Raw genomic sequence first — 17,463 nt, 5'->3', positions numbered from 1 at the left:
AGTTCAACTTTCTTAAAGTTTATTTGCGAATCACGCGCCTCATATGAAATTTTGGGATGGATTTGGCATATATCGATTTTCCCAACTATGATGCTAGACACTCGCACAGCAAGATTTGTACCCTTTGTTTGGGGGAATCTACTTTCGTATCCAAGAGTGAGAGTGCATATGTCACTAACAGTCTCTTCCGACGGCGATGCCGTCAACGTTGTCCACTTTCGTACTTTACTACCAATCACTTAGCCGCGCCTGTTCTATGAGTAGCACTGTATTAACTTCCAGTATTGATATTACCCTTCCGGAATGGCTACATAATATTTGTCTAAATGGGTCACCTAAAGAAAACGCCGAAGCAGAAGATGACCGAAGACAAAGCGATGCAGCTTTAATTCGTTGGGCATTTGAATTTGCTTATCAGTTGCATCAGGGTCAGTACCGCAAGTCAGGAGAACCATACATTTGTCATCCTGTGGCTGTTGCTGGAATGCTACGTGACTTAGGGGGTAGTGCTGATATGATAGCAGCTGGATTTCTCCATGACGTAGTGGAAGATACAGATGTCACTATTGAAGAGATAGAGCAGCATTTTGGTAAAGAAGTGCGGCTGTTAGTGGAAGGTGTTACGAAACTTTCTAAAATTAATTTTAAAAGCAAGACTGAAAGCCAAGCAGAGAACTTTCGTCGAATGTTCCTAGCAATGGCGCAAGATATTCGGGTGATTGTGGTGAAGTTAGCAGATCGTCTGCACAATATGCGGACTCTCGAACACCTGAGTGACGAAAAACGCCGACGCATTGCTTTGGAAACACGAGAAATTTTTGCCCCCTTAGCTAATCGCTTGGGGATCTGGCGCATGAAATGGGAACTGGAAGATTTAGCTTTTAAGTACCTAGAACCAGAAGCTTACCGTCAAATTCAGGAGTATGTAGCTGAAAAACGGGCGTCGCGGGAAGAAAGATTAATCAAAATTGCCGAAACTTTGCAGACTCGGCTTGCGGAAGCGGGAATACAGTGTCTTGATCTCAGTGGGCGTCCAAAGCACCTCTACAGCATTTACCAAAAAATGCAGAGGCAAAACAAAGAGTTTCACGAAATTTACGATTTGGCAGCGTTGCGGGTTATTGTCAACAGCAATGAGGAATGTTACCGTGCTTTAGCAATTGTTCACGATGCTTGTCGCCCAATCCCTGGTAGATTTAAGGATTACATAGGATTGCCCAAACCAAACCGTTACCAATCGTTGCATACTGGGGTCATTGGTCCGTGGGGTCGTCCTTTGGAGGTGCAAATCCGGACAATGGAAATGCATCACGTTGCCGAGTATGGAATTGCAGCTCACTGGAAGTATAAAGAAACAGGAGGCTCGAACACAATCCATTGGACAGCATCAGATGACAAGTTTACCTGGTTACGGCAGCTGCTGGAATGGCAGAATGACCTCAAAGATGCTCAGGAATACCTGGAAAGCATCAAGGATAACTTGTTTGAAGATGATGTTTATATTTTCACTCCTAAAGGAGATTTGGTTGCTTTAAATCCCGGTTCTACAGCTATAGATTTCGCCTATCGCATTCATACAGAGGTGGGAAACCATTGTGCAGGGGTGCGGGTGAATGGGAGGATGGTACCGCTTTCAACGCGACTGCAAAATGGCGATATCGTAGAGATTGTAACGCAGAAAAACAGCCATCCCAGTTTGGATTGGTTAAACTTTGTTAGGACTTCAGCGGCGAAGAATCGGATTAAGCAGTGGTACAAGCGATCGCGCCGGGAAGAAAATGTTGCTCGTGGTCGAGAACTGTTAGAAAAAGAATTGGGTAAACCTGGTGTTGAAAACCTGATTAAGTCACAACCAATGCAGATTGTCTCAGAGCGATGTAATTATCACTCTGTGGAAGATTTACTCGCGGCTTTGGGTTACGGTGAAGTGACGCTGAATTTAGTGCTAAACCGTTGGCGAGAAGTTGTGAAAGCGCAACAACCTATCGCAACTGCAATCCCAATTCTTACGAAAGAGCCGACCTCAACAACCAAAGCTTTACCAGATGTCACTTCAACGAGCTCACGCACCACTGACTCGCCAATCATTGGGGTAGAAGGGTTAGTGTATCATCTGGCTAAGTGTTGTACTCCCATTCCTGGGGAACTGATTATTGGTGTCGTGACACGAGGCAGGGGTATTTCGATTCATCGCCAAGGATGCCATAATCTGGAGACCGTGGAGTGCGATCGCCTAGTACCAGTCCATTGGAACCCATCTGGCGAACCTCAAGGTCGTCCTCAGAGTTACCCCGTGAATATCCAGATTGAAGCGATGGATCGCGTGGGGGTGCTCAAGGATATTCTATCACGGTTAAGTGATCAGGGGATCAACGTGCGGTATGCTCAGGTAAAAACTGCTAATGGTCAACCAGCCTTAATTGACTTGGGGATCGACATACGCGATCGACCACAACTAGAACAACTGTTCACCCAAGTCAAAAAACTCAGCGATATCCTCAACATTCGTCGCGTTGGTCAAATCGAGGAGTAGTCAATCTAATTCGTCATTGATCAGCAAATTCCTAGTCTCTACCTTCGCTCTTCAAGTAACTACATTTTTGGGAGATGAAGCGTTAGAAACCCCAGCTTCAAGCCAAAGCCTAAGCTGGGGTAGTTTATATGGCAATACGGTTCAGACAAGATTGTTTCTAAACGCGATTACTTATGTAGAGACGTTGCACTGCAACGTCTCTACACGTATGGGAATGATCACAAATAACCCTTAACAGAACGGTATTGGTTGAGATAGACCCGTAGACAGATAAATCTTTTGTGTGCCATTTTATATTTATGGAATATATTAAGACTTATTTCTTTTTCATTTGAAATATGAAAATACTTTATTAAATTTTTAGAAAAATGAGATTTAGAGTAAAGACAACTGGATGGCTTGTAGTTTTTCTGGTGTTTGTTGGTCTTATTTTGGGGCTGCTTCTTGGAAAAGCAGAGTTTTTGCAAGACAGAACAACATTAAATCCAGAAACAGCTATTTCTAGTCAATATCCAGACTTCCAACCTGATATCAAAACAGTAACATCAAATCCACAGACGGCTCTCTCGAGTCAAAATTCAAAGCCACAGCCTGAGGTTAAGACAGCAACTCCAAATCCACAGACAGCTCTATCGAGTCCAAATTCAAAGCCGCAACCTCAACAGAAGAAAAACCCAAAGAGCAAAGCCCAAAAGACTCCCAATAACCCAGTCAAGACCACTGCGGCTTTTAGGGCTTACAGACCAAGATACGAGATTTCTTGGGCGAATCCAACTAACTTTGGAGAGCGTTTTACCACAGACGTTTATGGTACACCTATCAACAATCAACCAATCATTGTGCTTCATGAAACCGCTGCACCTGCGTCCAGTGTCCTTAATTTTTTTCAAACTCCTCACGACGATGAGAATGTTCAAGCAAGTTACCACACCATGATTACACTCGATGGGACAGTTGTTTACATAATCCCGCCAGAAAAGCGAGCCTTTGGTGCAGCTAATTCAGTATTTGATGGACCCCTTGGTTCAGAAACTGTGAAGACTCATCCTCAGCTTCCCCCGTCTGTGAATAACTTTGCTTATCACGTCGGTTTAGAAACCCCGCCTTCCGGTTTAGAGAATCACGAACAAACTCATAGCGGCTATACAGAAGCTCAATACCGATCTCTTGCTTGGCTCATTGCTCAAAGTAATGTTCCAGATGAAAGGATTACAACCCATAGAACAGTAGACCGTTCTGGTCAAAGAATTGACCCTAGAAGTTTTGATTTCAATAAGTTTTTGAACGTACTTCATTCCTTCCGTGGGGCGAGTCAAATTAATTAAGAGACTTTTTCTCAAGAAAACCTTAAATAGATTTACTGCAACGAGTTTGCACTATGAGTGTGGCTTAAAGATATGGAAAGATAATTACAAATCTTTGAGAAAAACAATAGTATTTTCACGTAAATATTTCATAATACAAATCAAGCCTTGCCTACTTTCAGCTTTGAATTGATTTTATTAAAAAAACAAAATGGTCATGAGGGGTCTAACCTCCTGACCATTGAGCAACCAAGTTTTACAACACACAACCACACACAATTTAGTGGGGTCTTCTACCATGTTAAACAATCCTACGATTTTGGTCTATATTTTTACTACTGCTATCTGCTATCTACATTTTTCTTATTGAGAGGATTTGCATAATAGAAAATTGAGAAGACTATGCCTGAAATGAGGCATTATTATTAGGTGAGCCATCGATACAAATTCTCATGCAACAGCTATTTCCTGGAGAAGTGTTTGCCGACACTGCTGATTTTGACACTGGTATTCGCCAGCTGTTGCCACGATACGATGAGATGCTTTTAGTCATCACGCGTTGTCTCGTTTCTACAAGTCGTCGCATCTTAGAACTAGGTTGCGGTACAGGAGAACTCAGTCTGAAGATACTCAACCGTTGCCCAGATACTCAAATCGTTGCCATAGACTACTCACCCCGAATGCTGCAATTTGCTCAAAGTAAAATCACCGCAGCTGGATATCAGCAAAGGTGGACTGGTATAGAAGCGGATTTTGGCGACTGGGCAAATAATCCAGAGAAAATAGGCATTACCGGGGAATTTGACGCTTGTGTGTCATCCTTGGCAATTCACCATCTCAAGGATGAGATGAAATTAAAGTTATTTCAGCGAATTCGTGAAAGCCTTAGTGAGGGCGGTTGTTTTTGGAATGCAGACCCTATTCTACCCGAGTCACCTGCCTTAGCAGAAGTTTACAAGGCAGTACGAGAGGAATGGGCGACACAACAGGGAACAACTCTCACAGAGATTCGTGCTAAAACTGGGACTACAAGTACTTACGGACACTCTAATCAAGACCAGCTTGCTACCTTAGATGCTCATTTGCAAATGCTAACAAAAGCTGGTTTTGAGACGGTGGCAGTTCCTTGGAAGAATTACGGTTTAGCAGTTTTTGGTGGTTGGACTCGCTGTCATTAACCATTGAGTGGTTCTTTTTACTCGTAATGAATCGCGGCTTTATTTCTTATTTTTTAAATTTATCAAGATAGATTATCAAATTTGTAGTAACAAAACAGTAATAAATGACACAATCGCTCTTGACAGGAACTATGATGTAAAGCCGTTGGAAAGGAGAACATCTTTGAAGATGGCTCGAAAAAAGAAAAAATCTGTTGGGTTTGAATGTGAGCATCAACTTTACTCCAGATGTCCTATCTGTTGTATAATCCCCCCTCATATGCTGGAACGCGTTGCAGTGAATGGTAACTCCCAGCAGCGTGAGTGGGCATTTCGGACATTAAATGTTTCAGCACAGTTTCGCGGACGACGCAACGTAGTAGGTGCTGTCAATTTTGCGGTTTCCCCAGGTCAGAAGCGCCGTACCATCTTCGATGCCAAAAATAGTGAAGAACTCCCTGGTGTGCTCCTGCGTGGAGAGGGCGACCCTCCCAGCACAGATGAAGCGGTGAACGAAGCCTACGATGGAGCTGGCGCAACCTATGACTTGTTCAAAGAGATTTTTGAGCGCAATTCTATTGATGACAAGGGACTGCGTTTAGACTCTACCGTACATTACGGTGTAAAGTATGACAACGCCTTTTGGAATGGCGACCAGATGGTTTATGGTGATGGCGACGGAGAACTGTTTCAACGCTTTACCAAGTCCATAGATATCATTGCACATGAGCTAACACATGGCATCACTCAGTATGAAGCCGCTCTCATATATTCTGGAGAAGCTGGGGCACTTAATGAGTCATTTTCTGACGTTTTCGGCTCTCTAGTCAAACAACGAGTCAAAAATCAGACTGCGGAGCAAGCAGATTGGATCATTGGGGAAGGTCTATTAGCATCTGAGGTTAAAGGCATGGGTGTTCGCTCAATGAAAGCACCAGGGACAGCATACGATGACCCTATATTGGGTAAAGACCCCCAACCAGCGCATAGGAAAGACATCTACACTGGTACGGACGATAATGGCGGAGTTCATATCAACTCAGGTATTCCTAACCACGCCTTTTACCTAGCCGCAATGGAGATTGGCGGTTATGCTTGGGAAAAAGCCGGGAAAATCTGGTATATAACTTTACGCGATCGCCTGCGTTCCAAAGCCAATTTTAAACGGGCTGCTGATACAACCCTCAAAGTGGCTGGAGAACTCTACGGTCAAGGGAGTAAAGAACACAAAGCCGTGCAGAACGCTTGGCAAAAGGTAGGAGTTCTTTAAAATTATGAATTATGAATTATAGATTATGGAACTTTTAATGACTCATAATTCATAATTCACTATTATCTTTTCTTGCTAAACTGGGACTTATTATATTATCCTCCCAGTTTTTACTATTTCTTGAAAAAGATAGCAAGACGGAAACTCAGAAAATGCGGATATCATTTGAACGCACAGGTGGTTTTGCTGGGATAAGCAGGACAAAAACTGTAGATACGGCAAATATTTCAGCAAACGAAGCCGACCTACTCCCCCAATTGGTAGAAGCCGCAAATTTCTTCAATTTACCCGAAAATATAACAGCCTCTACAAGTCAGCCTGACCGCTTTCAGTATAGGCTAACGGTAGAAGACGAAGGGAGAAAACACACCGTTACTGTGAGTGAGACCGCACTGCCAGGAACATTAAGACCTCTCATTGAATGGCTTCAAAAAAGAGAGAAGAAATAAAGAATGAAAAAAGCCTTTTTTGTTTCATTTAGAAAAAGGCAAAATCTTTTTTATCTTCATTTCTTCTCTTTTTTTACAACAGTTCCCAAGCCTTTTGTTTATATCCGTATTGAAAGATTTCTGGATGCAGGATTTCTGCCAAAATTTCTAGGGAATCTACGAGTCGTGGACCTGGACGATTGAAATAGGCATTGCCATCAGTAATGTAAACTCTGCCGCTTTTCACAGCATGCAATTCTTGCCATTCTGGACGTTGACTTAACAACTGAGCTTCTTGACGAGTACGATTTAAATCAAAGCCGCAGGGCATAAAAACTATGATATCTGGATCGCTAGAAAAGAGAGTTTCCCACTTCAAAGGAGTAGAAGGCTGACCTTTTACGCTAAGGAGTGACTGTCCTCCTGCTAAGGTTACTAGTTCAGGAATCCAATTAGCAGCAACCATCAAAGGGTCAGTCCACTCGATACAAGCAACGGTCGGAAGATGTTCTGTTTGGGAAAGACCTTGTGTTTTTTGGTCTACTATTTTCACCCGAGCTTCTAAGTTTTCTATCACCTGTCGTGAGTCCACCCCAAAGACATTAGCCACTCGCTGAATATCCTCCCAAACATCTTGAAGAATATTTGGCTGTAAGGAAATAATCTGAGATGATTTATTGGTGAGGGTGGCAACTGCTTCTTCAACTTCTTTTAAGCTAACAGCACAAACATCACATTGGTCTTGGGTAACGATGTGAGTAGGCTGTAATTTTTCTAAAACATCTGTTTTGATTTGATAAATACTGAGGGCAGATTGCAACAGATTGTTAACTTTATCGTGAATTTCGCCACTTGGGGAATTGCTGTTTATGCGTGCTTGAGTACAAACAGGACGGTCTTGAATTTCTGGGGGATAATCACATTCATGCGATCGCCCGACAATTGCATTGGTCAACCCTAATGCTGCTACAATTTCCGTTCCACCTGGAATTAGGGAGACAATTCTTAAACTGCCATTTGTCATTCTCCACCTCCATAACAGCCGCAAATAGTTTAATTTTCGCAAAATTCGCCAACTTAGGAATCTTTCTCTAGGTCAGTGAATGGAGTGGAGGGAGATGGAGAGATCGGGTTGTGGGGCAAGAAGACTAATGACTAATGCAGTTCACAAGCAGCAGCGTCAACGTTGGGAAAAGGAACGAATTCACCAGTAAGCAGTGTATTATATAGCAATTTTTTATTGGGTGTAATACATTTAAGAGTTAAGGAACCGCAGATGTAGGCGTAAGCCGTGCCGTAGGCTACGCAGATGAATACAGATAAACGTGTACTTCATTCGGGTGAGAACTGCTATAAAAGCCAAGAAATGGGTTCTATCGAACAGGACGGAAGTTCTCAAAAGCTAGATTTGCCGCTCGATTTTCCTTCATCATCGTTCTTGCTAGATGGAGAAGATCGATGGTGTTATCTGTCTGAAGCATCTTTTGAAGGAATCATGGTACACGATGGCGGAATTATTTTAGATGCTAATCATAACTTAACAAAAATGACTGGTTATGAAGTTGCAGAATTGATTGGTAAAAACGGGTTTATACTTGTTACCCCGGAATCACAAGAGTTGATGAGAAAAAATATTCTTTCTGGTTATGAAAAGCCATATGAAGGAGTTTTACTCAGAAAAGATGGTTCGACTTTTCCGGTTGAACTGCAAGGAAAAGTCATTCTTTTCCAAGGACAAGAAATTCAGGTCGTAGCGCTCAGGGATATTACAGAACGCAAGCAAATAGAGTCAAAACTACATGAAAGTAAAGAAGCGGCTGAAGCTGGGAGTAGAGCAAAAAGTGAATTTTTGGCAACCATGAGCCACGAATTGCGAACCCCTCTAAACGCAATTATGGGTTTGTCACAGTTGCTGCAACAAGAAATGGTCGGCTTTCTTAATGACAAGCAGAGGGAGTATGTAAATTGTATTTATGGTAGTGGGGAACATCTGCTGGCGCTCATCAACGATATTCTTGACCTATCTAAAGTAGAAGCAGGCAAAGAAGAACTCTTTCTCTCGTCTTTGCAAGTGCAAGAGTTGTGTGATTACGTCATATCGACAGTTCGCGATCGCGCTACTGAAAAAGGTTTGAAACTCACAACAGTCATTGATGAAAAAGCAGATGTTTGTCTTGCTGATGAGCGACGAATTAAGCAAATGTTACTCAATTTGCTGACCAATGCTATTAAATTTACCATAGCTGGTCAGGTGTTGCTAGAAGTCAAAAAAGTACCGAAGGGCATCACGTTTACAGTGATAGATACGGGTATTGGTATTGACTCAAGTCAGTTTCAATTTTTATTTGAACCTTTTAAACAACTCGACAGCAAGCTCAATCGTCAGTACGAAGGCACTGGTTTGGGATTAGCGTTAACACGCAAGTTAGCGCGGTTGCATGGTGGAGATGTTACAGTGGAATCAGCTTTAGGACAAGGAAGTCAGTTTACTTTATTTCTGCCAAATGACCCTCAAAAGCAAGCAGGGGAGAATGAGCAATCTTTCTGTTGTGCTCCTGTGCCAATCACTCCCAAAACCAAACGCATTTTGCTTGCACAACATGAGGAACAAAGTGCCGTAATGTTGCAAGATTATCTTCAGACAATTGGCTATCAAGTTGAGCGGATAGGTAACGGGAATGATTTTTGGGAGAGGGTGCAGGAGCAGCAGCCAGATTTAATTTTGTTGGATATAGACTTAGTAGAAAACAGCCCCGAATGGGATGTGTTGAATAGGGTTCGACAACATCCAGATTTACAAGATTTGCCAATAGTGATGATGATGCCAAAGGCAAGGGCTGGTGAGTGTGAACGCTTCAAGCAAGCGGGCGCTAACGACTGTCTTAGTAAACCAATTGGTATTGTCCAAATAGAATCAATACTGATGCGCTATGTCTATTAGACTTCTTGCAAAAGTCAATTATCTTTAAAAATAAACACAGATGCACACCGACAAATTATCTGTGTGCAGCTGTGTTTATCTGTGGTTCTATATAAAAAAATATACTGTTCTGAGGTCTTTCTTATTCATTATGTTTTATGAATCAAGACTGATAAATCCTGCCATGCTTTAACTAAATTTCCTTGCATAAGGGCAGCAACTCCTGAAAGAGCTTTAAATTCTGGTAAATTGGGATTTTTGGCTAAACTAGGTTCGAGAGATTTTTGGGCTGCTGCTGGCTGCCAGTTGTAGAGTTGAACAAACGCTAGGTAGGCGTGAGCGTAGGGATTTTGCGAGTCTAATTGAGTGACTTGTTTTAGAGATGCGATCGCACCATCCACCCGTTGCTGCAAAACGTTTGCTAAAGCTAAAGCATAAGCCCAATCCCGATATGGGCTAATACGCTGTAATCGATATTCCAAAGTGAGTTGCGCTTGTACCAAATAATCCTGAATTGGATCGTATTGATTTATACGCCCTATCTCCTCAAATATTTGACTCAATGCTTCTGTCCCTTTGCTTAAATGAGCACCTAAAGTCTCTAATTGAGTCACCAAATCCAATTCTGGTGCTGGTGTGGCATTTGCTTGGGAGTCGATTTGCACTGTTACTTTTGGCACTGGGATGGGGTAAGTTTCTCCTGACAGTCTGTTGAGATACATTGCTTCTAAGGTGTAGGTTCCTGATGCCACAGCAGGAGGCAACATCGCCATCCTTTCAATCACCTGAAATGTACCTTCAGGTTGTTTTGCACCAGGGTGCAAATCGCCCATTGCAATGCCGTGGTCATGTACCCAACTATCAGTAGGGGAGAACGGTTGTTCGCCCCTACTTTGCTGAGAGTTTCTGTGCCAAGTCAGCAGTACTAACCCGTGTTGTAGTTCATCCCAGGAACCAGACCACTCGTAGGTGACAGGGACTGGAACTCCTGGCAGAGCTTTTTCTGGTACTGTAACTTTGGAAAGGGCAATACGGGGTGAGATACCTATCTTACCAACTGATTTTACCTCTACCGTTGGGGTTCGTCGATGATAAAGCTTGAGCAAATTGCCGTCGGGCAAGTTCCAGGACTTATTTAACTGGAAATCGCCACTTTGCTCTACAATCTGTATCATAGCAGCTTGGGCTTCTGGCACTGACCCTTGCTTGCCAGTTTTGGTGAGGAACCACGACAGTGATCGCGCATCCTGATTGAGATACTTTTTGCTAGTTCCTACCTGACGCCCATAAACTTGAAAATTTTGGAGTGCCCCGTAATAATTCAAATTGTGTTGGTTCATTGTTACTGTCGATGGCAAGACTCCCAAAGTTGAACGTAAATATGGTTCTGTTTGGATAATTTGGGAAATCACCTGCTGATGGGGTAACTCTGCTTTCATATAAGGATAACGTTGAGCCTGAGGACTCAAAGTTTGTGTCACCCAACCGCCGATAACACCTCCTACTGGGAATAAGTTAAACAACATTAGTATTGCTGCCAAACCAATAGTACACGAGCGGATACGTCGTCCCCACAGACTAGAAAAACGCGTCAATCCGTAAGCCAAAAATACTGATACAACAGGTAAATATGGCAACACATAGCGCTCATCTTTATTTATGTTCAAAGATGACAGCAAATAAGCACCCACCAAAAATATCGTCAACCATTTGAGTGAGGATGCTTCTGAGACAAATGGGGGTAAGGCGAATTCTCCTTGTCCCCTTGTCCCCCCGTCCTTATTTTTGAGTCCTGATCGACCCCAATAGAGTAGTAATGCAAATATAGGTACTAGTAACAAAGGAAGAGAGACTTGATGGGGTAGTTGATGCCAGTAATAAGTCCATGCTTGCAGTGTGTTCAGTGGTGCTTCACCTTCAGCAATTGCAGAGTCAACTGTCGCCCGCTTACCAGAAGTGAGAATGATCAGCCAATTTGTACGATACCAGGGACCAAAAACCAACACCGATAAGCACAAACCGCCAAGAAGTTGTACTAACTGTCCCCAACATCGATGACGTAGCGCCCCCACCCCAACCCACACTATCGGTGTCAACAGAAACAACAACGCTGTCTGCTTCACCATCAAAGCCAATCCCAAGGATAAGCCAAACGCCACCGCCCAGACAAGAGAAGATGGGGGGCTTTGGGGTTCCCACGGAGGAGCCAGCCGCGTGGGCGGGTCTCCCGACTTGAGCGGACTGGCGTTGGGGTTGGGGGGAAGTGGGGGAGTGTCCGAGTGGAGGAGTAACTGACTATTTCCTCTTTCCCCCCCTCTCCCTTTCCCCCCCTCTCCCCCTCCTCTTCTCCCCCGCCAAACAGTCAGACAAAAGAAACTCAAAGTCACAACTGCTGCAAGGGGATAATCGAGCAAAAAATCTAGACGAAGCAGATAAAAAGCGGGTAAAAGTTGGCATAGTGCAGCAGCCCATAAACCCACAGATTCGCTAAACAGAACTTTGCCCAACCCATAGACTGAACCTAGTAAAATGGCACTGAACAACAGCATGACCAGCGTTGCTTGATCTGGTCCAGTGCCAAAGATAGACTGAACAATCGCTGTCACTATGTAAGTTAAGGGCGGTATTTTGGAAGATATTAGCCAAAAGCCATGCCACCACTCTTGGTTCCACCACTGGGGATTGTGCAATGCTTGCCAATAGTTTAAAGTACCAGTTAAATAATCTGCTTGATCCCAAGCGGGAATGGAGTGATCCAGGGCAAACCAGATGCGATCGCACAACGCCCCTAACAGCCAAATTATGCTAAGTATCAGTAGGTTTTTATATTTATTTCGCTTATATTTGTGATTGCTCATGATCAGGGAAGAGTGCTAATCGCGAATAGGTTTATATTTGCGCTTAAGCGCTACTACAAACCAATACATTAGACGTGTTAAAAGTATGATTTCAGGATATTTAGAACCACAGATGCACACAGATTAACACAGATAAATTATCTGTGTGCATCTGTGGTTTTATTTTCATCAATTTGAATAGTGCAAGAGGTTTATTCTAAACCTACCTCAATTTCTTCGTCATTTTCACATGGCGAATGCCAGCTTCTTCAAAAACCTCTCCCTCTTGCTGAAAACCCAACTGTTGATACAAACCCTTCACATACTCTTGGGCATTAATCACAACTTCTGAAATATTCTTGCTATCTATAACTTCCAAAGCCTTTTCCATCATTTTCTTGCCAACACCATACCCTCTAGCTACAGGCAAAACAGCAAGCCTTTCTATTTTTGCAGTTGTCTCATCCAAATATTTAATCCTCGCTGTTCCCACATACTCCTTATTTAAAGAAGCAATCAAATGTTCAGATGTTTCATCTTGACCATCAAAATCTAAAGCTGAGTCTACCCCTTGTTCCTCCTGAAAAACAGATTTTCTGATTGCTTTAATAGCAGGACATTCTTCATGCCAATTAGCAATTCTCACAATTAAATCACTCATTTAAGTCTCTTAGTACGCCAGTCGCCTCAATGGGGAGAGACCCCCACACGGCGCTGGCTTGTCTTGGCGGTTCGATTGCTGATATCTTAAATATTTAGAATCACAGATAAACACAGATATCTGTGTAGCCTACGCACGGCTTACGCCTACATCTGTGTTCATCTGTGGTTTAATCTGCTCCCTCAATTGGCGCAAAACCTTGACGCTGAATATTCTCCGTTACTGTACGCGGTTCTAGGAATTGTAGCAAGTAATCCGGTCCTCCTGCCTTGGAACCAACTCCAGAAAGCTTGAAACCACCAAACGGTTGTCGTGCAACTATAGCACCCGTAATGGTGCGGTTAATGTATAAGTTCCCGACTTCAAACTCTTCCTGCGCCATCTCAATGTGCGAAGGTGTTCTGGAATAAAGCCCCCCAGTCAAAGCGTAGTTAGTACCGTTAGCAACTTCTAGCGCTTCCTTAAAGTCTTTCACCCTAATCACCGCCACAACTGGACCAAAAATTTCTTGTTGGGCAATGACAGCATTTGGCGATACATCTTTAAAGATAACAGGACCGATAAAATAACCTTTATCTGGTGATGGCATTTCCAAAGCCACTTTTGCTTCTGCTTTACCTTTCTCAATATACTCGCGGATGCGATCGCTTGCATTAGCATCAATGACCGGTCCAACTTGCGTGCTAGGTAACTCCGCCTCCCCAACGTTCAGCGATTTCGTCGCTTCCACGAATCGCTGCACAAAGGTATCATAAATCGGTTGTAGTACAATCACCCGCGAACATGCAGAACATTTTTGTCCACTGTAACCAAACGCCGACTGCACAGCCCCAACAACAGCTTGGTCTAAATCAGCACTTTCATCTACAATGATGGCATTTTTCCCACCCATCTCAGCAATCACGCGTTTCATGTGCTTTTGATCGGGTTTAAGAATTGCCGCTTCTGCGTAAATTCGACAACCAACCTCCTGTGAACCTGTAAAAGCAATCACATGAGTATCGGGGTGATTCACCAGATAAGCACCGACTTGCGAACCCTTACCAGGCACGTATTGAAAGACACCTTTTGGTATCCCGGCTTCTACTAAGATTTCCGTTAGTTTCGCCGTAATGACAGAAGATGTTTCCGCAGGTTTGAGGAGAGTACAATTGCCTGCAACCAAGGCTGCAACTGTCATCCCCGTAGCAATGGCAAGGGGGAAATTCCAAGGAGAAATGACCACAGCAATTCCCCGAGGCTGGTAGATATAACGATTTGTTTCGCCAGCAATGTCATAATTATAACCTTGGTCTAGCCGTTCCATTTCGTCGGCGTAGTAGCGACAGAAATCTATCGCCTCGGAAACCTCTCCATCTGCTTCCCGTACTGGTTTCCCAACTTCTAAAACTATCCAAGCTGATAGTTCAGCGCGACGTTGTTCCATCAAGTCAGCAGCTTTCCGCAATATTCCAGCGCGTTGTCTTGCGGGTGTTTTGCGCCAACCAGGAAAAGCAGTTTTCGCGGCTTGCATCGCCTGTTCGGCTTGTTCGACACTCAGGAGTCCGACTTTACCAACCACCTCGCTAAAATTCGAGGGGTTGAGGGAATCTATAATTTGTTGGGTGTTGACATACTCGCCGTTGACGAGAGGGAGATAGGTTTTTCCTAATTGCTGACGGACAGTTTGGAAAGCTTGAGCAGCAACATTTCTTTCCTTCTCTTCAGCATAATCTGTATCAGCAGCACCGGAGAAAGAGGAGGGGGGAAGGGGAGGAGGGGAGGAGTCGGGGCTATTTTCTCTTTCCGTGTCTTTTATGACTGGTGGTGCTATTAATTCCTCGACGGGGCGATTTTCCAGATTTTGCCGTAAGAAGGAGCTATTTGCTGTATTTTCCAGCAAGCGGCGAATCAGATACGCCATCCCTGGGAGAAGTTCGCCATAGGGACAGTAAACTCTGACGCGATAACCTCTATTAACTAACGATGAAGCTAGTTTATCGCCCATGCCGTAGAGAACCTGCATTTCAAAGCAACGGCGAGGGACATTTAAGCTTTCAGCTATTGCTATTGCCAAGCTCTGCGATCGCACATTATGGCTACCAATTGCAGCATACACATATTGATGATTCTCTAGCAATAACTGAGTTATCGTCTCAAAATTCGCATCTGTCGCGGCTTTGTCGTTGTACACTGGCTGTTGCCAATGTTTCTGCTCTGCTTTGATGGTTTCCTGATCCCAGTATGCGCCTTTCACCAAACGGATTGTTATCGGATAACCACGCAGTTTTGCCCAAGAAATCAATTCTCGTGCATCTTGCTCGCTGTCGCGCAGATATGCTTGGATTGTCATACCAATATCTGTGCGAGTGCGGAACTCTTCTTCCATCAACAACTTTTTCAGGATGCTGAAAGTTAGGTCTTTGTAAGCGTACTGTTCCATGTCAAAATGAACAGCAGCACCCAATTCCTTGGCGCGACGTAAAAGAATGCGGATGCGATCGCTCACCCGTTGTTCACTACCTTTAGCATCTAACGGGTCAAACTGCGAGTAAAACGCCGTTAACTTTACAGAAACCTGAACTTTTGGCAATGGTTGTCCATCGGCTTCATCAATTAAAGGTACTGGAGTCCAACTCTTAGATGCTTGCACCAATTGTTGCATCAAATCTAGATAGCGTTCCAAATAAGACTGCGCTTCTGCTTCCGTTATCACCGCCTCACCAAGTAAATCAATGGTAAAAGCCATTTTTTCTTTACGCAGTCGTTCTACCGTCTTGATGACTTGTTTAATATTTTCTCCAGAAATATATTTATGCGCCAGAGTCTCAACAGCCGTCCCAACAGTTGTCGCAGCAACTTGCCCTGGCATAGAATCGGGGTTAGCAAAGCCCAGCATTCCCTTAAGGGCTGACGGTAATTCTACCGACTCATCGCCCAGATATTCCTGTAAATGAGCTGCAATTTCTGGTTTACTATGTAAAGCAGGAAGAGTATCAATAAAGCGAAATAGCTGCACCCGCAACCCTGGATTACTCATCGCCCAAGCCAGTAACTTATCATCCCAGCGCATCTGATCCCGTAACGCACCAAAGAACGAACGATTCTCCTGCGTTGCTGCTAGAAGCTGTCTGGCGATTTCTTGGGTTTTAGCTTCGTAGGTGCTTTTTTGTACTTGTACTACCACTGATAACAGACTCCTTATTTAAGGCAAGGCTTCATTGTATATAGCCCGTGTCTTCTATTGTGGCTTTTGAATTGTGCTACTACCAGTTCCTAAGCATAGGGACATAAAAAGTTATTAAAATGCCAAATATTAAAGATGTCATCTATCAGTAAGTTGACGATGCAACCTGACCTCAAGGCTCTGTTAAGCTTCGGTAGCGCTGGCTTTCAACTTTGTTAAGGATGTGTAAATTCTGTGACGAAGTTGTGGCATATTGACGCTCAGGCTAGTACCGCAAGGCGGAAGTCAAAAGTCAAAAGTCAAAAGTCAAAAGTATTATGGAATAGGCTTTTTAGGGATTTTAAATGGTTGCCCTATTTACGCCGTGACGTACTAGTTAACTGGCTTCCAACTTCGTGCTTCATTGATATAGCCTGATAAAGTGGTTTATGGTTGCTGATTCGCAAAAAAGATCTTTATCAGGCTAATGGAGATTTTGATTGTTGAGGATGAAGTTGAGATTGCTCAGTTAATTCAACTGTATTTAGAAAAGGAAGGATTTTCCTGTCGCCAGTGTCGAGATGGATTAAGTGCGATTCAGGTGTTTCAAGAGCTTCCGCCTGACTTAATTATCTTAGATCTGATGATTCCCGGTTTGGACGGACTGGAGGTTTGTGCCCGCATTCGACAGCAACCAAGCTGTAGCGACCCTTACATCTTGATGTTGACGGCTAAGGGTGAGGAAATTGATCGGATCATCGGTTTATCCACTGGAGCAGATGACTACGTGGTCAAACCTTTCAGCCCAAAGGAACTGGTAGCCCGTGTGCGAGCACTCCTACGACGGACGCTACGTCATGGTAAGCACAGTCAAATTTATCGCACTCCACACTTTGTCATTAATCTCGAGCAACACTCAGCCAGGCGGATTGTGAGTACCAATCAATCGGCTCCCTTAGACTTAACGACTTTGGAGTTTGAACTGCTGGCAACATTTATGAGTGAGCCAGGTCGGGTTTGGAATCGGACTCAACTGATTGACAAACTTTGGGGCAGTGACTTTTATGGTGATGAGCGGGTTGTTGATACTCACATCGCACGGCTACGGAAGAAGATTGAACCCGACCCAGCTAATCCAACCTTTGTCAAAACTGTGATTGGAGCGGGTTATAAGTTTGAGGACCCAATTATCTAGGACGAATTGTGTG

General features: G+C 43.7%; 11 protein-coding genes. 7 read left to right on the top strand and 4 right to left on the bottom strand.

What is annotated here, in order from left to right; genetic code table 11:
- Positions 1 to 256 precede the first annotated feature (256 nt).
- The 5 genes from MAS10914_RS0102280 to MAS10914_RS0102260 all read left to right on the top strand — a co-directional run bounded on the left by MAS10914_RS0102280 (position 257) and on the right by MAS10914_RS0102260 (position 6,713).
- A complete protein-coding gene (locus MAS10914_RS0102280; protein ID WP_017314277.1) occupies positions 257 to 2,533 on the top strand; it encodes a RelA/SpoT family protein in 2,277 nt (758 codons plus the stop codon).
- A gap of 368 nt (positions 2,534 to 2,901) precedes the next feature.
- Positions 2,902 to 3,858, top strand: a complete 957-nt coding sequence (locus MAS10914_RS0102275) for an N-acetylmuramoyl-L-alanine amidase (RefSeq protein WP_017314276.1) — start codon at positions 2,902 to 2,904, stop codon at positions 3,856 to 3,858.
- Positions 3,859 to 4,289: 431 nt separating this feature from the next.
- Positions 4,290 to 5,015 carry a class I SAM-dependent methyltransferase gene (locus MAS10914_RS0102270; RefSeq protein WP_017314275.1) on the top strand — a complete coding sequence of 242 codons (726 nt, stop codon included), beginning with the start codon at positions 4,290 to 4,292 and terminating at the stop codon, positions 5,013 to 5,015.
- A gap of 169 nt (positions 5,016 to 5,184) precedes the next feature.
- Complete coding sequence (locus MAS10914_RS0102265; RefSeq protein WP_026082286.1) at positions 5,185 to 6,264, top strand: M4 family metallopeptidase; 1,080 nt, start codon at positions 5,185 to 5,187, stop codon at positions 6,262 to 6,264.
- A 152-nt stretch (positions 6,265 to 6,416) separates the two neighbouring features.
- The gene (locus MAS10914_RS0102260; RefSeq protein ID WP_017314273.1) at positions 6,417 to 6,713 is read left to right on the top strand and encodes a protealysin inhibitor emfourin; all 297 of its coding nucleotides are present in this window, start codon (positions 6,417 to 6,419) and stop codon (positions 6,711 to 6,713) included.
- Positions 6,714 to 6,786: 73 nt separating this feature from the next.
- On the opposite strand, the gene MAS10914_RS0102255 is transcribed toward MAS10914_RS0102260, so the two are convergent.
- Positions 6,787 to 7,716, bottom strand: coding sequence for a cobalamin-binding protein (locus MAS10914_RS0102255; RefSeq protein ID WP_017314272.1), 930 nt, complete (start codon positions 7,714 to 7,716; stop codon positions 6,787 to 6,789).
- A 285-nt stretch (positions 7,717 to 8,001) separates the two neighbouring features.
- Here MAS10914_RS0102255 and MAS10914_RS0102250 point away from each other — a divergent pair, with 285 nt between their 5' ends.
- Positions 8,002 to 9,633 carry a hybrid sensor histidine kinase/response regulator gene (locus MAS10914_RS0102250; protein WP_026082285.1) on the top strand — a complete coding sequence of 544 codons (1,632 nt, stop codon included), beginning with the start codon at positions 8,002 to 8,004 and terminating at the stop codon, positions 9,631 to 9,633.
- 128 nt (positions 9,634 to 9,761) lie between these two features.
- Here MAS10914_RS0102250 and MAS10914_RS0102245 read toward each other — a convergent pair whose 3' ends face one another.
- The 3 genes from MAS10914_RS0102245 to pruA form a co-directional block, all read right to left on the bottom strand.
- Positions 9,762 to 12,470: a glycosyltransferase family 39 protein gene (locus tag MAS10914_RS0102245; protein ID WP_017314270.1), complete on the bottom strand. Its 2,709-nt coding sequence runs from the start codon at positions 12,468 to 12,470 to the stop codon at positions 9,762 to 9,764.
- 202 nt (positions 12,471 to 12,672) lie between these two features.
- The gene (locus MAS10914_RS0102240) at positions 12,673 to 13,110 is read right to left on the bottom strand and encodes a GNAT family N-acetyltransferase (protein ID WP_017314269.1); all 438 of its coding nucleotides are present in this window, start codon (positions 13,108 to 13,110) and stop codon (positions 12,673 to 12,675) included.
- 169 nt (positions 13,111 to 13,279) lie between these two features.
- Positions 13,280 to 16,276, bottom strand: a complete 2,997-nt coding sequence (pruA, locus tag MAS10914_RS0102235) for an L-glutamate gamma-semialdehyde dehydrogenase (RefSeq protein ID WP_017314268.1) — start codon at positions 16,274 to 16,276, stop codon at positions 13,280 to 13,282.
- A 466-nt stretch (positions 16,277 to 16,742) separates the two neighbouring features.
- Here pruA and MAS10914_RS0102230 point away from each other — a divergent pair, with 466 nt between their 5' ends.
- Entirely contained in the window at positions 16,743 to 17,450 is a 708-nt protein-coding gene (locus MAS10914_RS0102230) for a response regulator (protein WP_017314267.1), read from the top strand.
- Positions 17,451 to 17,463: the final 13 nt, after the last annotated feature.

Origin of the sequence: Mastigocladopsis repens PCC 10914, from assembly GCF_000315565.1 — a bacterium.
GTDB lineage: Bacteria > Cyanobacteriota > Cyanobacteriia > Cyanobacteriales > Nostocaceae > Mastigocladopsis > Mastigocladopsis repens.
The sequence above is the reverse complement of the archived record's forward strand: the minus strand, read 5'-3'. Positions and strand labels throughout refer to the sequence as shown.

Excerpts from the sequence above, each read along its gene's own strand:
- MAS10914_RS0102255 (WP_017314272.1), bottom strand. The coding sequence starts at position 7,716 with ATGACAAATGGCAGTTTAAGAATTGTCTCCCTAATTCCAGGTGGAACG.
- MAS10914_RS0102260 (WP_017314273.1), top strand. The coding sequence starts at position 6,417 with ATGCGGATATCATTTGAACGCACAGGTGGTTTTGCTGGGATAAGCAGG.
- MAS10914_RS0102270 (WP_017314275.1), top strand. The coding sequence starts at position 4,290 with ATGCAACAGCTATTTCCTGGAGAAGTGTTTGCCGACACTGCTGATTTT.
- MAS10914_RS0102250 (WP_026082285.1), top strand. The coding sequence starts at position 8,002 with ATGAATACAGATAAACGTGTACTTCATTCGGGTGAGAACTGCTATAAA.
- MAS10914_RS0102230 (WP_017314267.1), top strand. The coding sequence starts at position 16,743 with ATGGAGATTTTGATTGTTGAGGATGAAGTTGAGATTGCTCAGTTAATT.
- MAS10914_RS0102275 (WP_017314276.1), top strand. The coding sequence starts at position 2,902 with ATGAGATTTAGAGTAAAGACAACTGGATGGCTTGTAGTTTTTCTGGTG.
- MAS10914_RS0102280 (WP_017314277.1), top strand. The coding sequence starts at position 257 with ATGAGTAGCACTGTATTAACTTCCAGTATTGATATTACCCTTCCGGAA.
- MAS10914_RS0102240 (WP_017314269.1), bottom strand. The coding sequence starts at position 13,110 with ATGAGTGATTTAATTGTGAGAATTGCTAATTGGCATGAAGAATGTCCT.
- MAS10914_RS0102265 (WP_026082286.1), top strand. The coding sequence starts at position 5,185 with ATGGCTCGAAAAAAGAAAAAATCTGTTGGGTTTGAATGTGAGCATCAA.
- MAS10914_RS0102245 (WP_017314270.1), bottom strand. The coding sequence starts at position 12,470 with ATGAGCAATCACAAATATAAGCGAAATAAATATAAAAACCTACTGATA.